The following is a 19,195-nucleotide window of genomic DNA, read 5'->3' as shown; positions in this document are numbered from 1 at the left end:
ACCAATGAGTGATTCACGGGAACTGAGTGATCTGACGAACAGCGATTTCAGGATTCATCATGCATAACAAATCCGTAGCAGAGCTTTCCCGGGAACTGGAAAGCGGCAAGATTTCCAGTGTGGAGCTGACCCAGCAGTTCCTCGACCGCATCAAGCGGGAAGATGGCAAGTACAACAGCTTTATTACCGTGACCGGAGAGCAGGCTCTGTCCGATGCCCGGGTGGCGGATGAACAGCGCGCGGCGGGGAATGCGACGCCCTGGACGGGAGTTCCGTTCGCGCACAAGGACATTTTCTGTACTAACGGCGTTCGTACCACCTGTGGCTCGAAGATGCTGGAGAATTTTGTTCCGCCCTATGATGCTACCGTTACGGCGAATTTCCGCCAGGCGGGTGCGGTATGTCTGGGCAAGACCAACATGGACGAGTTCGCCATGGGGTCGTCCAACGAGAACAGTTACTTTGGCGCAGTGACCAACCCATGGGGGCTGAGCCAGGGCAATAAACGAGTGCCCGGCGGTTCTTCAGGCGGGTCGGCGGCGGCGGTTTCAGCTCGTCTGGTTCCGGCGGCTACCGCCACGGACACCGGCGGTTCGATTCGTCAGCCGGCGGCGTTGTGCGGCGTTACCGGACTCAAGCCGACTTATGGCCGGGTTTCCCGGTACGGGATGATTGCCTTTGCTTCCAGTCTCGACCAGGGCGGCACTATTGCCCGCAGCGCAGAGGATAACGCGCTGATGCTGAACGTGATGGCAGGCTTTGACGCCAAGGATTCAACATCTATTAACCGCGAAGTGCCGGACTACACGGCCACGCTGAACGAGCCGTTAAAAGGTCTGAAGATCGGATTGCCGAAGGAATACTTCAGTGACCAGCTCAGCCCCGCGATGGAGCAGCAGGTTCGCAACGCGGTTAACGAATACGAGAAGCTCGGTGCCACCGTTAAAGAGGTGTCACTGCCAAACGCGAAGCTGGCCATTGCTGCCTATTACGTTATTGCTCCCGCCGAGGCGTCCGCCAACCTGTCCCGTTTTGACGGGGTTCGCTATGGCTACCGCTGCGAGGATCCGAAGGATCTGATGGATCTTTACACCCGCTCCCGCGCGGAGGGCTTCGGCACAGAGGTGAAACGTCGGATTCTGGTGGGCACCTACGCTCTTTCCGCTGGCTATTTCGATGCCTATTACCTCAAGGCCCAGAAGGTTCGCCGGCTGATCCAGCAGGATTTCATCAATGCCTTCAAGGAAGTGGACGTGCTGATGAGCCCCACCACGCCCTCGCCTGCCTTCATTCAGGGCGAGAAGACCAGCGACCCGGTGACCATGTACCTGGAAGACGTATTCACCATCGCCATCAACCTGGCGGGCGTTCCGGCCATGTCAGTACCGGCCGGTTTCGTGGACGGTCTGCCGGTGGGTCTGCAGATCATCGGGGATTATTTCTCCGAGGCACGTTTGCTGAATGCCGCCCATCAATTCCAGCAGGTGACCGACTGGCACCAGCGTGAACCGCAATAAGCCCGGGACAGGAGAAAGACTATGCAGTGGGACATTGTGATCGGGCTGGAAATTCACGTTCAGCTCGCCACCAAGACCAAGATTTTTTCAGGCTCCAGCACCGCTTACGGCGCAGAGCCCAATACGCAGGCCAACGCCGTTGACCTGGCCATGCCTGGCACCCTGCCGGTGCCCAACGAGCAAGCTTTCCGCTATGCGGTCATGTTTGGTCTGGCAGTGAATGCCGAGATCGAGCGCCGCTCGGTGTTCGAGCGGAAGAACTATTTCTACCCGGATCTGCCCAAGGGCTACCAGACCACACAACTGGAGCGTCCTATTGTCGGCCCCGGTTATGTCGATATCGATCTGCCGAGCGGTGAAACCAAGCGTGTGCGCATCCATCACGCCCACCTGGAAGAAGATGCCGGCAAATCCCTGCACGAGGATTTCCATGGCATGACAGGCGTGGACCTCAACCGGGCGGGCACACCGCTGATCGAAGTGGTCACCGAGCCCGACATGAACAACGCGGAAGAAGCGGTGGCGTTCGCGAAGAAGCTTCACGGCATTGTGACCTCCCTGGGCATCTGTGACGGTGACATGTCCCAAGGCTCTATGCGTTTCGACGTTAATATTTCATTGAAGCCAAAGGGCTCCGACACTCTGGGCACACGTACCGAAACCAAGAACCTGAACTCGTTCCGGTTCATGGAACAGGCCATCGCCCACGAAGTCGAACGGCAGATGGACATTCTGGAGGATGGCGGCACCATTGTTCAGGAAACCCGCCTGTACAACGGCGACCGCGACGAATCCCGTTCCATGCGCACCAAGGAAGAAGCCAACGACTACCGCTACTTCCCCTGCCCGGACCTGTTGCCGGTGGAAATCGATGATTCCTTTATAGAGGAAGCCCGCAACAGCCTTCCGGAACTGCCGGACGCCCGCAAAGCCCGCTTTATGGACCAGTACGGCCTGAACGACTACGACGCCGGATTGCTGGCCGGTGATTCCAGACTGGCAGCCTTCTTTGAAGCTGCCGCTAAGCGCGGCAAAGACGCCAAGCTGGCGTCCAACTGGGTTCAGGGTGAATTTTCTGCACGGCTCAACGCAGAAGAGAAGACCGTTGCTGAGTCGCCAATTTCGGGAGCCCAGCTGGGCGACCTGGTCGTACGGATTGCCGATAACACGATTTCGTCTGCCGGAGCCAAGAAGGTGTTCGAGGCGCTTTGGTCAGGTGAAAACGACAGTGTGGACGCGATTATCGACGCCAAGGGTCTGAAGCAGGTGTCTGATACCGGCGCCCTGGAGGCGATGGTGGACGAGGTTCTGGCCGGCATGCCGGATCAGGTGACCCAGTACCAGAATGAAGAGGATCCGAAAAAGCGCAAGAAGATGCTTGGCGGCTTCATGGGGCCTCTAATGAAGGCGTCGAAGGGTCAGGGAAATCCCAAGCTTTTCAACGAGATTCTTGTTCGCAAACTTGGGGGCTAATCTGCTGGCTTTGGGTCGTGGCTTTTAGTTGCGGCCCTAGCCTTCCCACTCGGGGGAAGGCCTCGGCGGGCAGCTTCTCCCAAAAACCGCTACGAGCACATCCATGTGCGCTTGGCGTCGGCCATCCATGGCCGCCGACATTTTTGGGAGAAGCTGCCCGCCAAGACCATGGATCCTTGCGATAACGCTTGGTAGCTCAGACCAAACGGGCCCACAGGTCATGCTCATCGGCATGCTCAACAACCGCCTGAACAATCTCACCCGGAACAAGGTCGGTCTCGTCGTTAAGGTAAACCATACCGTCGATCTCCGGCGCGTCTGCCTTGGAGCGGCCGATGGCGCCTTCCTCGTCGACCTCGTCAATCAGCACGTCAATCGTCTGGCCGATTTTGGCCTGCAACCGGGCAGCGGAGATCTTTGCCTGTTTTTCCATGAAACGGGCCAGACGCTCTTCTTTGACTTCCTCGGGAACGGCACCTTCCAGTTCATTCGCCTTGGCTCCTTCTACCGGGCTGTACTTGAACGCGCCCACACGATCCAATTGAGCCTCGTCGAGCCAGTCCAGCAGGTATTGGAAGTCTTCTTCGGTTTCACCGGGGAAACCGACGATAAAGGTGGAGCGGATGGTCAGCTCGGGGCAAATTTCCCGCCACTTGCGGATACGGTCCAGAGTTTTGCTGTCGTGGGCCGGGCGCTTCATGGCCTTGAGCACTTTCGGGCTGGCGTGCTGGAACGGGATGTCCAGGTACGGCAGGATCTTGCCTTCGGCCATCAGGGGAATAATGTCGTCCACATGGGGATACGGGTAAACGTAGTGCAAACGCACCCACACGCCCATTTCTCCGAGCGCTTCGCACAGCGACTGCATCTTGGTCTTTAACGGCCGCCCCTGCCAGAAGCCGGTGCGGTATTTGGTGTCAACGCCGTAGGCGGAGGTGTCCTGGGAGATCACCAACAGCTCCTTCACTCCGGCATCCACCAGGCGCTGGGCTTCGTCCATCACATCGCCGATGGGCCGACTGACCAGATCACCGCGCATGGAGGGGATGATGCAGAAGGTGCAACGATGGTTACAGCCCTCGGAGATTTTAAGGTACGCATAATGCCGAGGCGTCAGTTTGATGCCCTGGGGCGGAACCAGATCGGTAAACGGGTCGTGCTGCTTCTTCTGGGGAACGAACTGGTGAACCGCGCCGACTACCTCTTCATAGGCGTGAGGGCCGGAAACCGCGAGGACACCAGGGTGGGTGTCGCGAATTTTGTCGGCTTCCACCCCCATGCATCCGGTGACAATCACCTTGCCGTTTTCGCTGATGGCCTCACCAATGGCGTCCAGGGACTCCTGTTTGGCGGCATCGATAAAGCCGCAGGTGTTGACCACAACGATATCAGCGTCGTCATAGGTGGGGACAACATCGTAACCGTCCTGCCTCAATTGGGTGAGGATTCGCTCGGAGTCTACGAGAGCCTTGGGGCAGCCAAGGCTGATGAAACCGACTTTGCCGTTACCGGAAGCGACGGGGTTCTGAGTGTTATCTGTCATAGAAGGCTTGGAATTCCCGGAGCTCAGCACGAGCCCACAAATGAGTTAAGCGCGCATTTTACACCAGCGACGGGACCCCTTGCAGCAAAAGTAGGACCGGTAAACCCAGCGACATAATCTGACAGACGTCAAAATTTGTGACGTCTTGTTCAGAAAGATTTAATAAATCTGCCACTATAGGCGGCAGGCTTCTTGCTGATCACAAAGTAAACAACTACACTTTCATGCGCTTATCAAGCTTTTAAGTGTTTTTCTGGAAGGGATTTATGGGAAAGGCAGCCTCATTTGCAACCGGACACGCCAGAAGAGTCAACATGAAACCTGTCGCCGCCAAACTGAATTTGCGCAACCAACAGCGGGTGGACGTAGCCACCGACATTACCATTGAGAAACCGGACGGTTGCTGCCTGACCTGTTCGGTGTCCAATCTCTCCCGCACCGGGGTAATGATTTCCTGCAATCGGGAGACGGTGAAACAACTCATACCCGAGCAAAAAGCACCGGCTCCCGGCAACTGGATTGCCGTAAAAACGCGCTTCGCCGTACCAGTCGTTGCAACGCAGCCTGTCTCTATCATTGCCGACGGCAATATTGTTCACATGCGCCGTATTGCACGGGATGAATTTCAGCTCGGCATTCAGTTCGCAGAGTTTGAGGGCAACGGCTTCGACTACGTCGATCGTTACGTCGCCAAGTTGCTGGCAGACTCCCGCAATACAGCCTGATCCTCAACCTCCGGTTTCCCGACGTCCAGAGCCCGCCGCTGCTATATTGTTATAACGCCAATGTCTAGTTGGCCGTCTTCTTATGCCCTTCCCCCCTCTGGTATAGTTGCCGTATTCATTCGCATAGCCAAAACGGCCCGCACGGCGGCAACGGATTATCATGACCACATACAACCTCACGCACCTGAAACAGCTGGAAGCGGAAAGCATCCACATCATCCGGGAAGTGGCAGCCGAGTTCGACAATCCGGTAATGCTGTACTCCATCGGCAAGGATTCCGCGGTAATGCTCCATCTGGCCCTGAAGGCCTTTTACCCGGGCAAACCGCCCTTCCCGTTGATGCATATTGATACCACCTGGAAATTCCGGGACATGATCAAGTTCAGGGACAATGTCGCTGAAAAGTTTGGCCTCGACCTGCTTGTGCACACCAATCAGGAAGGCGTGGATCAGGGAATCGGACCGTTTACTCACGGTAGTGCGAAACATACCGATGTTATGAAAACCCAGGCCCTGAAACAGGCACTGGACAAGTACAAGTTCGATGCGGCGTTCGGCGGCGCCCGCCGTGACGAGGAAAAATCCCGCGCCAAGGAGCGCGTGTATTCGTTCCGGGATGAATACCACCGCTGGGATCCCAAGAACCAGCGGCCCGAGCTGTGGAATATCTACAACGGCAAGATCAACAAGGGCGAGAGTATCCGGGTATTTCCGCTGTCCAACTGGACGGAACTGGATATCTGGCAATACATCTACCTTGAAAACATCGACATCGTTCCGCTCTACTACGCCGCCGAGCGCCCGGTCGTTGAGCGCGATGGCACGCTGATCATGGTGGACGACGACCGCATGCCACTGAAGGAAGGCGAGAAACCGATGATGAAATCGGTCCGCTTCCGGACCCTTGGCTGCTACCCGCTGACGGGCGCCATCGAGTCCGAAGCCAACACACTTCCGGACATTATCCAGGAAATGCTGCTGGCCAAGAGCTCCGAGCGCCAGGGTCGGGTAATCGATCACGATTCAGCCGGCTCCATGGAACAGAAAAAGCGGGAAGGGTATTTCTAAGATGTCACACCAGTCTGATCTCATTGCAGAAGATATTCAGGCCTACCTGAAGCAACACGAAAACAAGGAACTCCTGCGCCTGCTCACCTGCGGAAGCGTGGACGACGGCAAGAGCACCCTGATCGGCCGGCTGCTCCATGACACCAAAATGATCTACGAAGATCATATGGCCAGTCTGAAAACCGACAGCGCCAAGATGGGCACCACCGGCGAGAAGCTTGATCTCGCCCTACTGGTGGACGGCCTGCAGGCGGAGCGGGAACAGGGCATCACGATTGATGTGGCCTATCGGTATTTCTCCACCGACAAGCGCAAGTTCATCATTGCCGACACCCCAGGCCATGAACAGTACACCCGAAACATGGCCACCGGCGCATCCACCGCCCAAGTAGCGATCCTGATGATCGACGCCCGCCACGGCGTGCTCACCCAGACCCGTCGGCACTCGTACATCGCTTCTCTTCTTGGCATCCGCCATATTGTCGTGGCGGTGAACAAGATGGATCTGGTGGATTTCAGCGAAGAACGCTTCAACGAAATCAAAGACGATTACCTGGCGTTCGCCGCCAAGCTGGGGCTGAAGGATATTCGTTTTGTGCCGCTGTCCGCCCTGGAAGGCGACAACGTGGTGAACAAGAGCGAGAACACACCCTGGTTTACCGGTCAGCCGCTGATGGAGATCCTGGAAACCGTGGAAGTGGGCCGGGACAAGAACCTGGAGCATTTCCGTTTCCCGGTTCAGTACGTTACCCGCCCGAACCTCAATTTCCGGGGCTTCTGCGGCACCATTGCTTCGGGCGTCATCCGCCCGGGTGAACAGGTAATGGCCCTGCCCTCACGCCGGACCAGCACGGTCAAAGAAGTCGTCACTTTCGATGGCAATCTGGAAGAGGCCTACATCGACCAGGCGGTTACGCTCACTTTGACCGACGAAATCGACATCAGCCGCGGCGACATGCTGGTAAAAGTGGAAGATGAACCGGAAGTGGGCAACCGCTTCAACGCAAATATCGTCTGGATGACCGATGCGCCACTGGAAACGGGCCGTCTTTACGATATCAAGCTGGGACCAACCTTTACCTCCGGTTCGGTGAAAAAGATCCACCACCAGACTGACGTAAACACCCTGGAACAGCAGGCCAACCCAAGCCAGCTCCAGCTGAACGAAATTGGCCTGTGTGAGCTGACCCTGAACCAGCCGATCGCATTTGACGCCTACCAGCGCAACCACGCCACTGGCAGCTTCATCGTGATCGACCGGCTTTCCAACGTCACCATCGGTGCCGGCATGGTGGCTGGCTTGGCCGATTCCGGCGAATCTCTCGACCCCGTTTCGGTCGAGGAACGCGAACGCCGTCTGGCCCAGAAGCCGGCCATCATTGCCTGCAACGGCAAACAGGCGCCGGCACTGGCACTCGCTGTTGAGCGTGCCCTGTTCGATCAGGGCAAAACCGCGGTTGTGGTCACCGAAGAAAACGCTGGCGATGCCGACGAACGCCGCCGCGTTGCCCAGCTTCTGACTTCCCACGGATTGGTAGCCATTGCCGTTAACCTCGGCACTGACATCGCCAACGCAGCGGCAACCGCCGACAGCGAGCAGGAGATTCCTGAGGCTGTAAGCAAGCTTGTTCAGGAGTTGATTCGCAGTAAGCGGGTCTAAGCTTTGAACTGACTGGAGATATCCCTACTTCGGTGGCTGGCTACTTTCGTGGCTGGCGCCGGGGTGGGGGTATCTTTTTCTTTGTGAAAAGCAACTCGCTTCGCTCAGACATCTTTTCCCGGCAGAAAAAGATACCCCCACCCCACCGCCGGCATACTCTGTTGCCAATTCTCAAAGCAAAAATGCGGAGAAAGATTCGACTACTGCGTTGGGCGGACCGCTTAAAGGCCCGTGGACGTGGGGTAGGTAGGTCTTTTTCTGGAGAAAAAAATGTCTGAGCGAAGCGAGTTGTTTTTTCGTAAGAAAAAGAATGACCTGCCCTGCGGCCCTCCCGCAAACCTTCAGGCTACCAATGAATCCGCCACCAAATCGTGGCAGAATCCCGCCTCTCTGAGTCAACCGAAACAACGAACAGGAGCCAAAAATGGCCATCAAACACCTCCGCACTGCCTTCGCCAGCCAGTACCAGCCGGGCCAGCCTGCCCGCCTCGTGACCGGTGAGGCCCTGCAGGAGCCCGGTGGCGATTACGAAGGGCTGCACAAGCAAATGAAGCGGCTTTTCAATAGCAAACCCGGCAAGAAATACGGCCGGTTCTCCGAGGACTTGGGCGAGTGCCCGTTCAGCGCCTGGCTGAAGGACTATCTGGAAGACAAGCAAACCTTTAGCGCCATGACCGACCGCCTGTTCGGACAGTGGCAGGAACTGCTCACGGGCAGCCAGGAAGAATTCGATGGCCATCTGATGATTGTCCATGATGCCCTGGCAGACGCCGAGGTGGTTTACCTGTTTATTCTGGAAACCGACAGCGCCATGCGTTTCGATGGCAACCAGTCACTGGATGCGACCGACGTCCTCAGCCTTTCCCGTCTGAATCTGGCCGTTCGAATTGAGTTGGACGACTGGCGCAGCAACAACGCGGCTGAAAACTACCTGACCCTGGTTCACGGCCGTGGCAGCGGTGAACCCGGAGAGCTGTTCATTCGACTGTGTGGCTTTAACAATCAGGTCGATGTGGAAAAGGAAACCATGACCTTCCTGGATGCGGTTGAGGCCTTCGCAAAGTCCTCGGAGCCAGAGAAAGCCGGCGAGGTTCGCAATAAGGCTTATGAATTCTGTAAGGAGCAGCACGCCCTGGGGGAGCCAGTCGAAATCGAGGCACTGTCCGGCTACCTGGACGAAAGCGAGCCGCAACGCTTCAAGGAATTCGCCTCGAAAGCCGCCGAACTGCCCGAAAGCGGCGTGCTCCACCCGGATCACCGCAAGGTGAAGAAGCTGGTGCGTATTGCAGGCTCTGGAGGCGGCATGAGTGTGTCTTTTTCATCCGACCTGGTGAATCAGGCGGTCTACTATGACCGTGACAAAGATGCGTTGACGATTACCCGGCTTCCCAAGGCTTTGCGGGAGCAGCTTCAGCGGTATCTTGAGGCTCGCGAGGAGTGACATTTCCCGGGTCATCCCACCGGGGGCGATTGGCCCGCAACTTTCGGACTTCCTGCATCCAACCCACCCCATCGATCAGTTCGCCGGTTTCAGGATCGATGGGCGGGTATGGCAGATTGCGGTCGTCGCAGTAGCGCTTGACTGTCGGCTGACACCAGCGGAAGAGCAGACGGTTGTATTCGTCATCCGGCAAACGACGCTGATCAAACATGCCGGCCAGTTTTCTTTGCCTCTGGGCTTCGGACAGGATAATCGCGCAGGCGGACGAGACGTTGAGCGACTCCACCATCCCCATCATCGGGATAACGATGTGCTCGTCGGCCTGGGCCGCGGCATCGGCGCTGACGCCGTCCACTTCGTTCCCCATAATCACCGTACAGGGCACCGTGTAGTCCGCCTCCCGGAAATCAATCGCCCGATCGGAAAGCTGGGCGGCGTATAGCTTGTGGCCCTGCCCTTTCAGACTTTCGATCGCTTCGTCCATGCTCCGGTGGGTGTGGGTGGTGACCCAGTTGTAGCTACCACCAGCAGTTTTTCGAAAGGCCCGGAAGCCTTCCTTTGGCCAGACCACGTGCATGTTGGCAAGGCCAAACGCGTCGCAGGAGCGGATGATGGCCGACAGATTCCGGGGTTTGTGCACCTGGTCGGTGAGGACGCTCAGATCCGGCTGCCGGGTGTTGAGGGTTTGTTTGATTCGGGCGAGGCGTTCGGGGGTCATGATTGTATTCGGGCTTGATTGTCGATTTAAAGAACCAAAAATAATACCACAAGCGGACTAGCAACTAGCCGAGACAAAGGTGGTTGAAGTTTAAGCACCCCGTTATAATACGCAGTTCCTTTTTGCTGGCGCCTCGTTTCAAACATCCAGTTCCCGGCGCAACATCCATCAGATTACGTGAGACCCATGGCCAAAAAGCTGTACATCAAAACCCACGGCTGTCAGATGAACGAGTACGACTCTGCCCGCATGGCAGACCTGCTCAAGACCGGTGAAACCGTCGAAATGACCGATTCACCCGATGACGCCGACATCCTGCTGCTGAACACCTGCTCTATTCGGGAAAAAGCCCAGGAAAAGGTATTTCACCAGCTTGGCCGCTGGAAAAAGCTGAAAAGCAAAAAGCCCGAGATGATCATCGGCGTCGGCGGTTGCGTTGCCTCCCAGGAAGGCCAGGCCATCCTGGACCGAGCGCCCTACGTCGACATGGTCTTTGGCCCGCAAACCCTGCATCGCCTGCCGGACATGATTACCGAAGTGCGGGCGAAGGGTAACGGCGTTGGTGTTGTGGATGTCAGCTTCCCGGAAATCGAGAAATTCGACAACCTGCCCGAACCTGGCGCAGACGGCCCCTCGGCGTTCGTTTCGATCATGGAAGGCTGCAGCAAGTACTGCACCTTCTGCGTGGTGCCCTACACCCGCGGGGAAGAAGTCAGCCGACCAGCCGACGACGTGATTGCCGAAGTGGCCCACCTGGCGGGCCAGGGTGTTCGTGAAGTGAATCTCCTGGGCCAGAACGTGAACGCTTACCGGGGCGAAACCCACGACGGCGACACCATGGACCTGGCGGAGCTGATCGAACTGATCGCGACCATCGACGGCATCGACCGGATCCGTTACACAACGTCGCACCCGGTAGAATTCTCCGATTCCCTGATTGATGTGTACGAGCGGGTTCCTGAGCTGGTAAACCACCTGCACCTGCCGGTCCAGAGCGGTTCGGACCGGATCCTGGCCGCCATGAAGCGAGGCCACACGGCACTGGAGTACAAATCCAAACTACGCCGTCTTCGCAAGATCCGCCCGGACATCAGCTTTTCGTCCGACTTCATCATCGGTTTCCCTGGTGAAACCGAAAAGGACTTCGAGGACACCATGAAGCTGATCAACGACATCGGCTTCGATATGTCCTTCAGCTTCGTCTATAGCGCCCGTCCGGGAACACCTGCATCGGACCTGCCGGACGATACGCCGATGGACATCAAGAAACAGCGCCTGAGCATTCTGCAGGATCGCCTGAATCAGAATGTAATGGACATCAGCCGCAAGATGGTTGGCAGCACCCAGCGGATTCTGGTGACCGGTCTGTCCAAGAAGGACCCTGGCGAGTACGCGGGGCGTACCGAGAACAACCGAATTGTGAATTTTCGGCATGAGAATCCGGAGGTTGTTGGGCACTTTATTGACGTGGAGATTGTGGAGGCTTATGCCAATTCTCTGCGGGGTGTTCCCGTGGGTTCAGAGCTTTATTGAGTCTGGTTTCCTATTCGTCCGGGGCTTGGTGCATGGCGAGTGGTACAGTCGTCTGCGCGTTAGTAAGCTGAGCATTCGTAGGTTGGATTAGACGAAGTCGTAATCCAACAACGTGCCTGTAACGAGTAAACCAGTCGGATTACGCCTCCGGCTAATCCGACCTACTTGTTTTTTCATATTCGGGCCTGCACATAGATTGATCAGGGCGAGGGCCGGAAGGAGCTTCCAAAAACGTGGAGCGCCAGGGATGGCGCGACCGAGCCCTACAAGGATGTATTTACGGGCGTTTTTTGGAAGCTCCTTCCGGCCCTCGCCCGTTGCACCAAAATCATATACCCGTTCTCCAAAACCAAAACGGAGCACTTTTGAACGCCAACGATCACAGACAATTTGACCTGCACCCGGTGGACCAGCGTCGGCTGGCGACGCTTTGCGGCCAGTTTGATGAAAACCTGAAGATGATTGAAAAACGCCTGCACGTAAAAGTCGGCAGGCGCGGTCATCATTTCCGGGTGGAAGGGGAAACCGAGCATGTTGCAGCGGCCGTTGAGGTTATCCGACATCTGTATCGGGAAACCGAGGCCACGGATGACATTCCGCCAGATACTGTGCATCTGTTTATCCGGGAAACCGGCTTTGAACGCCTGCCGGAAGACGTTCCCTACGATGGTGCCGTGACGGTTATCAAAACGCCAAAGCTGCAGGCCAAGCCCCGGGGTGCTAACCAGCAGAAGTATGTTCACAACATCCGCACCCACGATATCAACTTCGGGATCGGGCCGGCAGGTACCGGCAAGACCTGGTTGGCAGTGGCGTGTGCCGTTGAGGCCCTGAAAGACGAGCAGGTGAAACGAATTCTGCTGGTTCGGCCAGCGGTCGAGGCCGGCGAGAAGCTTGGTTTCCTCCCCGGCGACCTGGCCCAGAAGGTGGATCCCTACCTGCGCCCGCTCTACGACGCACTTTATGAGATGCTCGGGTTTGAACAGGTTACCCGTCTAATCGAGAAAAGCGTGATCGAGATTGCGCCACTGGCGTTCATGCGCGGCCGAACACTGAACAACTCCTTCATTATTCTGGACGAAAGCCAGAACACCACCCGGGAGCAGATGAAGATGTTCCTGACCCGGATCGGCTTTGGCTCTACTGCCGTAATCACCGGCGACACCACACAGGTGGACCTGCCCCGTGGCCAGAATTCGGGCCTGATTCATGCCGCCGGCGTTCTGAGCAAGGTGCCGGGCATCGGGTTTACCCGATTCGAAGCCAAGGATGTGGTCCGTCATCCGCTGGTCCAGCGCATTGTCGAAGCCTACGATTCCTTTGATGACGGGAGTGCAACCGGCCAGTGAGCAAGCTGACAGTGGATTTTCAGCAGGTTTTCGAGGCGCCTGGAATACCCTCGGAGGCGCAGATTCAACAATGGGCGCAACTTGCCTGGCAGGGCGAGGATCCGTCTGAGGTGACGGTCCGTATTGTCGGGACCGAAGAGAGCCAGGCCCTGAATCATCAGTACCGGGGGCGGGACTATCCGACCAACGTGTTGTCCTTCCCATTTGAAGCCCCACCCGGTATAACGGTGCCATTGGCCGGCGATCTGGTGATTTGTGCGCCGGTTGTCGAGACAGAGGCCAAGGAGCAAGACAAAATCCTGGACGCCCATTGGGCTCACATGGTGGTGCATGGCATGCTGCATCTCCAAGGTTTTGACCATATTGAAGACGAAGATGCCGAGGTCATGGAAGCCCTCGAAGTCCGGCTGCTCACGCAGCTCGGATTTGGCAATCCCTACGAAGCAGAGGAAACGGAAAAAGACTCATGAGCGACGATCAGTCGAGTCGCAGTCAGGGCGGAAAGTCCTGGCTGGAACGTATATCACAGGCCTTCTCCAGCGGGCCTGAGTCCGTTGAGGACGTGCTGGAAATCCTGCGGGACGCGGAGTCCCAGAACATCATCGATGTTGATGCCATGAGCATCATCGAAGGTGCCATGCAGGTGATCGACATGCGGGTGGATGAAATCATGATTCCCCGATCACAGATGGTCACGGTCAAGGCATCCCAGGAACCCAAAGAGTTTCTGAGCGAAATCATGGATTCTGCACACAGCCGGTTCCCGGTCATCGGGGACAGCCAGGACGACGTGATTGGCGTTCTTCTGGCCAAGGATCTGCTTCCCCTGGCGCTTAACAACGATCTTAACTGGAACCGTATCCGGGAAATCCTGCGCCCACCCACCTTCGTTCCCGAGAGCAAGCGCCTGAACCAGCTGCTCAAGGAGTTCAAGGAAAACCGCAACCATATGGCCATTGTGGTGGACGAATACGGCGGCACCGCCGGGTTGATCACCATTGAAGACGTGCTTGAACAGATTGTTGGTGAAATAGAAGACGAGCACGATTTTGATGAAGAAACCCACATCAAGGCCCGGGGCGATGGCAGCCACGCCGTGAAAGCAGTGACGCCTATTGACGATTTCAATGAGTTCTTCGAGACCGAATTGGACGAAGAGGAATTCGATACCATTGGTGGCGTGGTTCTCAAGGAATTCGGACACCTGCCCAGACGGGGCGAATCGGTTGAATTCGGAGGTTTGCGCTTTACCATTGCCAACGCCGATAACCGCGTAATCCGTCTGCTGCAGGTAACCCGAAGTGACCAGTGACGCCAGAAACACGAGGGCGCTGAACACTCCGCTGTCCTCCAACACATGGCTGGGCGCCGCCACCCTTCTGGCTGCCGGCGCCATGCAAACCCTGACCTTTTCGCCGTTCAACCTTTGGTGGTTAGGGCCGGTCTCGGTTCTACTGATCCTCCTTGTCACCGTTCCCCTTGCACCAGGGAAGCTATTCCGGGCCGGATGGCTAACCGGACTTGGACTGTTTGGCAGTGGCGCCAGCTGGGTCTACATCAGCATCAGCGAACACGGCAACACCGCGGTCCCCGTTGCCATTCTGCTGACCGTGCTGTTCGTGGCGGGCCTGGCATTGTTCCACGGCCTGGCCTTCTGGTTCTGGGGTAAGCTTGCCAAGGATAGCCCGGCCAGGCGCCTGATCCTTTTCCCGGCTATCTGGATCCTCGGCGACTGGCTCCGCGGCTGGCTACTAACCGGATTTCCCTGGCTGTACCTGGGCACGGCACACACCGACGGCCCCCTCGCCGGGCTGGCACCGTTGGCCGGCGTGCATGGCATTACTTTCTGGATTACCGCTACCGGTGCTGCGCTTTACGGCGGCTGGTGGCTTCTGAAGCACCTCAAACCGGTAGCAACGGGCGTCACGCTCGTGGTTGCCCTGATTCCCTGGCTAGTTGCCCCGGCCATGAACCGTGTCGACTGGACTGATCTGAGCGAAGCCCCTACATCGTTTGCCGCCATGCAGGGCAATATTCCCCAGCAGATTAAATGGGATCCGGAATTTCTGAAGGACCAGATCGTCACTTATCTGGGCATGACCGAAGACCACTGGGACAAGGACCTGATTCTCTGGCCGGAAACTGCCATTCCCATCCCTCAGGACCAGGCCGGCAAGATCATCGATCACATCAGTGAAGAGCTTGGCGAGAACAGTACCCTGATTACCGGCATACCCTGGTACGGTTTCAGCGACCGTATTGAAGATTTCACCTTCCACAACAGCATCATGGCCATCGGCAACGGCGAGGGTATCTACCACAAGCAGAAGCTGGTGCCATTCGGGGAGTACGTGCCACTGCAGAGCGTGTTGCGGGGGTTGATTGGTTTCTTCGATTTGCCCATGAGTGATTTCAGCCGGGGGCCGGAGTGGCAGGATCCGCTCAAGGCCAATGGCGTCAATGTGATGCCCTTCATCTGCTATGAAGTCGCCTACTCTGATTTTGTTGCCTTTAACGCCCGGGGGGCGGGTCTGCTGCTCACTATCAGTAACGATGGCTGGTTCGGCGATTCCATTGGCCCATTACAGCACTTGCAGATAGCCAGAATGCGGGCACTGGAAACCGGTCGCTACATGCTCCGCGGCACCAACAATGGCGTGACCGCGATTATCAATAGCAAGGGCGAACTTACAGAAACCATTCCCCAGTTCGAGCGCGCCACCCTGACGGGCGAAGTGTTCACCGCCACGGGCAGCACGCCTTACATGCAAACTGGCTCCTGGCCGGTCCTGACCCTGGCGGTCATTCTAATTGTCTTTGTCCGGGAGCGGATCATTCCTCCTGTTTCGGCCAGCGGCTCGTAACTCGCTCGTAGTAGTGGGAGCCGCAAGCCTCACAGGGTTCCAGATGGCTGGTAGCTGTGAGGCACCGCATGTGCCCGCAGTTCAGGCACTGGAACATCCCGGCCGTGGCTACCTCGCCTGAGATATACTGGCCTACTTCCTTGTTTTCCAGTTTTTGTTTGAGCTCCAGAAAATCGACCACGGTCTTGTCAGCCACCGAGAACAAACTGTCCGCCAGTTGGTGTTCCAGCAGCGCGATATCAAGCTGCAACCATTCACTCAGACCCTCACCCGTCTCTTCCACAAAATGCAGCAGGTGCTCAAGATCCCGCTGTAGATAGGCCCCGAGAAGGTTTGCCTCATCCCTGGTCATTTCCTCCAGTTCGTACTCGAACTCCACCGCTTTCTGGACCTCTTCTTCCAGGTTCTGAAGCGATGTTTCTTCCAGGTCATGGAGACGCGTTTTTACCCGCTCCAGCATACGATCATAGACTTCCAATGCCTTGCCTGAGAGATGACTTCTTTCTGGTTGTGTCATATCGACTCCTTGATTACCGCAGTTGGGTGCAAGATCCCCGCCAGAGCCTTCCCCATAGCTGTAAGTCTGGCACAAGAACAGAAAATTGGCAGACTACCTGTAAAGGCTAGTGTGCGTTAGAATGTCCGGCCCGCTCCGGACATGATTTTTTAATACAGGCTTTTATTTTTCCACACAAGGTAATTTCGGTAATGGCAGGAATGGACGAGCAATACAATCCCCGTGACGTAGAACAGAATGCCCGTAATTTCTGGGAAGAGAACAAGACCTTTATGGTCAAGGAAGAGCCGGGCAAGCCCAAGTACTACTGCCTGTCCATGTTCCCCTACCCCAGTGGCAAGCTGCACATGGGGCATGTCCGTAACTACACCATCGGCGATGTCATTTCCCGCTATCAGCGCATGCAGGGCAAGAATGTTATGCAGCCCATGGGCTGGGATGCATTTGGTCTGCCCGCCGAGAACGCCGCCATTGCCAACAAGACCGCGCCGGCCAAGTGGACCTACGCCAATATCGAATACATGAAGAACCAGCTCAAGCAGCTGGGTTTCGGATACGACTGGGACCGGGAGCTGGCGACCTGCAAGCCGGATTACTACCGTTGGGAGCAGTGGTTCTTTGCCCGCCTGTACGAAAAGGGCCTGGTGTACAAGAAGATGTCCACGGTGAACTGGGACCCGGTGGACCAGACTGTTCTGGCCAACGAGCAGGTTGTGGACGGTCGCGGCTGGCGTTCCGGGGCACTGGTTGAGCAGAAGAAAATTCCCCAGTGGTTTATCCGCATTACCGACTACGCCGAAGAACTGCTGAACGATCTGGATGAGCTGGAAGACTGGCCCGAGCAGGTCAAGACCATGCAACGCAACTGGATCGGCAAGTCTGAGGGTACCGAGCTGACCTTCCCGCTGAAAGACCGGGACAGTGGCCTGACGGTTTACACCACGCGCCCCGACACCCTGATGGGCGTGAGCTACATGGCTGTGGCCGCAGAGCATCCGCTGGCCAAGGAGGCGGCTGACCGCCATCGCGATGTGGCGGAATTTGTCGAGGAGTGCCGCAACAGCAAGACCGCGGAGGCCGAGCTTGCCACCATGGAGAAGCGCGGCATCGACACCGGTTTCAAGGCGATTCATCCGCTGACCCAGGAAGAGATTCCGATCTGGGTCGCCAACTTCGTGCTGACTGACTATGGTACCGGCGCCCTGATGGCGGTTCCGGGTCATGATGAGCGGGACCATGAATTTGCCCGCAAGTACAAACTGCCCATCAAGCAGGTCATCGCCGCCCGCGATGGCCGTGAAATTGATGTGCAGGAAGAGGCGTTTACCGAGAAAGGCACACTGGTGTCCTCCGGCAGGTACAGCGGCCTTACCAGCGAAGAGGCCTTCGACGAGATCGCCAGCCACCTTGAAGAACACGAAATCGGCAAGCGCACCGTGAACTATCGCCTGCGCGACTGGGGCGTATCTCGCCAGCGTTACTGGGGCGCGCCGATTCCGATGATGACATTGGAAGACGGCACCGAAATGCCGGTGCCCGATGACAAGCTTCCGGTACGTCTGCCAGAAGATGTGGAAATGGACGGTGTGCAGTCCCCCATCAAGGCCGACCCTGACTGGTGCAAGACCGAATTCAATGGCCAGCCGGCAACTCTGGAAACCGACACCTTCGATACGTTCATGGAGTCTTCCTGGTACTACGCCCGGTTCTGCAGCCCCAATTACGATCAGGGCATGCTGGACCCGTCCGCGGCCAACTACTGGCTGCCGGTGGATCAGTATATCGGTGGCATTGAACACGCTATCCTGCACCTGCTTTATGCCCGGTTCTTCCACAAGCTGCTGCGGGATGTGGGGCTGGTGACCAGTTCCGAGCCGTTTAACCGGCTGCTTTGCCAGGGCATGGTTCTGGCAGAGACTTATTACCGCGAAGATGGGAAAGGCGGCAAGGTATGGATCTCCCCCGCCGACGTTACCGTTGAGCGTGACGAAAAAGGTCAGCCTGTTCGGGCAGTACACAAAGAGGATGGCGAGCCGGTGATATCCGGCGGCGTCACAAAGATGTCCAAGTCCAAGAACAATGGTATCGATCCCCAGGCCATCATTGACGAGCATGGCGCCGATACTGTTCGCCTGTTCATGATGTTTGCCGCACCCCCGGAACAGTCCCTTGAATGGTCCGACAGCGGGGTTGAGGGTGCACACCGGTTCCTCAAGCGTGTCTGGCGTCTGGTAAACGAGCAGGCCGCCGCTGGCGCTGCGCCAGCAGTCGATGCAGCCGACCTGAACGATGCCCAGAAAAACCTGCGGCGCAAGACTCACGAAACCATCGCCAAAGTGAGTGACGATATCAGCCGTCGACTGACGTTCAACACAGCCATTGCCGCCGTGATGGAGCTGCTCAACGATGTTGGCAAGCTCCAGGGTGACGAGCCGCAAACCCGGGCGGTCCGACAGGAAGCCCTGGACACCGCGGTACTCGTGCTGTCGCCGATCGTTCCGCACATCTGTCATACCCTGTGGCAGGCACTGGGTCACGAAGATCCAGTGGTCGATGCGCCCTGGCCAAAAGCCGATGAATCCGCCATGTTTCGCAGCCAGATTCAGGTGGTATTGCAAGTCAATGGCAAGGTGCGGGCCAAGGAAGAGGTGCCTGCCGACATCAGTAAAGCCGACCTGGAAAAACTGGCTCTGGAGAACGAGAACGTCATGCGTTTCACCGAGGGTTCAACGGTGCGCAAGGTTATCGTGGTCCCCGGCAAACTGGTGAACGTGGTGGCTAACTGA

15 protein-coding genes are annotated in these 19,195 nt (G+C 57.1%); 12 read left to right on the top strand and 3 right to left on the bottom strand.

Features of this window, described 5'->3' with window-relative positions:
* The first annotated feature begins 59 nt into the window (after window positions 1-59).
* Window positions 60-1,517 carry an Asp-tRNA(Asn)/Glu-tRNA(Gln) amidotransferase subunit GatA gene (gatA, locus tag FMN52_RS15630; protein WP_148609491.1) on the top strand — a complete coding sequence of 486 codons (1,458 nt, stop codon included), beginning with the start codon at window positions 60-62 and terminating at the stop codon, window positions 1,515-1,517.
* A 21-nt stretch (window positions 1,518-1,538) separates the two neighbouring features.
* On the top strand, window positions 1,539-2,990 hold the full coding sequence (gene gatB, locus FMN52_RS15625) for an Asp-tRNA(Asn)/Glu-tRNA(Gln) amidotransferase subunit GatB (protein ID WP_148609490.1): 1,452 nt from the start codon (window positions 1,539-1,541) through the stop codon (window positions 2,988-2,990).
* 196 nt (window positions 2,991-3,186) lie between these two features.
* Here the strand turns inward: gatB and rimO are convergent, their stop codons facing one another.
* Entirely contained in the window at window positions 3,187-4,533 is a 1,347-nt protein-coding gene (rimO, locus tag FMN52_RS15620; RefSeq protein WP_148609489.1) for a 30S ribosomal protein S12 methylthiotransferase RimO, read from the bottom strand.
* Between the two features lie 314 nt (window positions 4,534-4,847).
* Here rimO and FMN52_RS15615 point away from each other — a divergent pair, with 314 nt between their 5' ends.
* From FMN52_RS15615 to FMN52_RS15600, 4 genes are all read left to right on the top strand, one after another.
* Window positions 4,848-5,258, top strand: a complete 411-nt coding sequence (locus FMN52_RS15615) for a PilZ domain-containing protein (protein ID WP_148609488.1) — start codon at window positions 4,848-4,850, stop codon at window positions 5,256-5,258.
* A gap of 160 nt (window positions 5,259-5,418) precedes the next feature.
* Window positions 5,419-6,327, top strand: coding sequence for a sulfate adenylyltransferase subunit CysD (gene cysD / locus FMN52_RS15610; RefSeq protein ID WP_148609487.1), 909 nt, complete (start codon window positions 5,419-5,421; stop codon window positions 6,325-6,327).
* A gap of 1 nt (window position 6,328) precedes the next feature.
* The gene (gene cysN / locus FMN52_RS15605; protein ID WP_148609486.1) at window positions 6,329-7,987 is read left to right on the top strand and encodes a sulfate adenylyltransferase subunit CysN; all 1,659 of its coding nucleotides are present in this window, start codon (window positions 6,329-6,331) and stop codon (window positions 7,985-7,987) included.
* A gap of 424 nt (window positions 7,988-8,411) precedes the next feature.
* Window positions 8,412-9,428 carry a nucleoid-associated protein gene (locus FMN52_RS15600; protein WP_148609485.1) on the top strand — a complete coding sequence of 339 codons (1,017 nt, stop codon included), beginning with the start codon at window positions 8,412-8,414 and terminating at the stop codon, window positions 9,426-9,428.
* Here the strand turns inward: FMN52_RS15600 and trmH are convergent.
* Entirely contained in the window at window positions 9,364-10,146 is a 783-nt protein-coding gene (trmH, locus tag FMN52_RS15595) for a tRNA (guanosine(18)-2'-O)-methyltransferase TrmH (protein WP_148609484.1), read from the bottom strand. The two genes, FMN52_RS15600 and trmH, sit on opposite strands and share 65 nt — an antisense overlap.
* 186 nt (window positions 10,147-10,332) lie before the next feature.
* Between trmH and miaB the strand changes: the two genes are divergently transcribed.
* The 5 genes from miaB (at window position 10,333) to lnt (ending at window position 15,892) form a co-directional block, all read left to right on the top strand.
* Window positions 10,333-11,679 carry a tRNA (N6-isopentenyl adenosine(37)-C2)-methylthiotransferase MiaB gene (gene miaB / locus FMN52_RS15590; RefSeq protein ID WP_148609483.1) on the top strand — a complete coding sequence of 449 codons (1,347 nt, stop codon included), beginning with the start codon at window positions 10,333-10,335 and terminating at the stop codon, window positions 11,677-11,679.
* 365 nt (window positions 11,680-12,044) lie between these two features.
* Window positions 12,045-13,028 (top strand): PhoH family protein, encoded by a 984-nt coding sequence (locus FMN52_RS15585; protein ID WP_148609482.1) that lies wholly within the window; start codon window positions 12,045-12,047, stop codon window positions 13,026-13,028.
* A complete protein-coding gene (ybeY, locus tag FMN52_RS15580; RefSeq protein WP_148609481.1) occupies window positions 13,025-13,498 on the top strand; it encodes an rRNA maturation RNase YbeY in 474 nt (157 codons plus the stop codon). The genes FMN52_RS15585 and ybeY overlap by 4 nt, the downstream gene beginning before the upstream one ends.
* Entirely contained in the window at window positions 13,495-14,340 is an 846-nt protein-coding gene (locus FMN52_RS15575; RefSeq protein ID WP_148609480.1) for a transporter associated domain-containing protein, read from the top strand. The genes ybeY and FMN52_RS15575 overlap by 4 nt, the downstream gene beginning before the upstream one ends.
* Window positions 14,330-15,892 carry an apolipoprotein N-acyltransferase gene (gene lnt, locus FMN52_RS15570; RefSeq protein ID WP_148609479.1) on the top strand — a complete coding sequence of 521 codons (1,563 nt, stop codon included), beginning with the start codon at window positions 14,330-14,332 and terminating at the stop codon, window positions 15,890-15,892. Before FMN52_RS15575 ends, lnt begins: the two co-directional genes overlap by 11 nt.
* Here the strand turns inward: lnt and FMN52_RS15565 are convergent.
* Entirely contained in the window at window positions 15,861-16,409 is a 549-nt protein-coding gene (locus FMN52_RS15565; RefSeq protein ID WP_104320207.1) for a zinc ribbon-containing protein, read from the bottom strand. The genes lnt and FMN52_RS15565 overlap by 32 nt on opposite strands.
* A 200-nt stretch (window positions 16,410-16,609) precedes the next feature.
* Here FMN52_RS15565 and leuS point away from each other — a divergent pair, with 200 nt between their 5' ends.
* A complete protein-coding gene (gene leuS / locus FMN52_RS15560; protein WP_148609774.1) occupies window positions 16,610-19,195 on the top strand; it encodes a leucine--tRNA ligase in 2,586 nt (861 codons plus the stop codon).

The sequence above is a fragment of the Marinobacter sp. BW6 genome, from assembly GCF_008107725.1.
Lineage (GTDB): Bacteria > Pseudomonadota > Gammaproteobacteria > Pseudomonadales > Oleiphilaceae > Marinobacter.
Note: the sequence above shows the minus strand (reverse complement) of the source record. Positions and strands in the feature narration are given on the sequence as shown.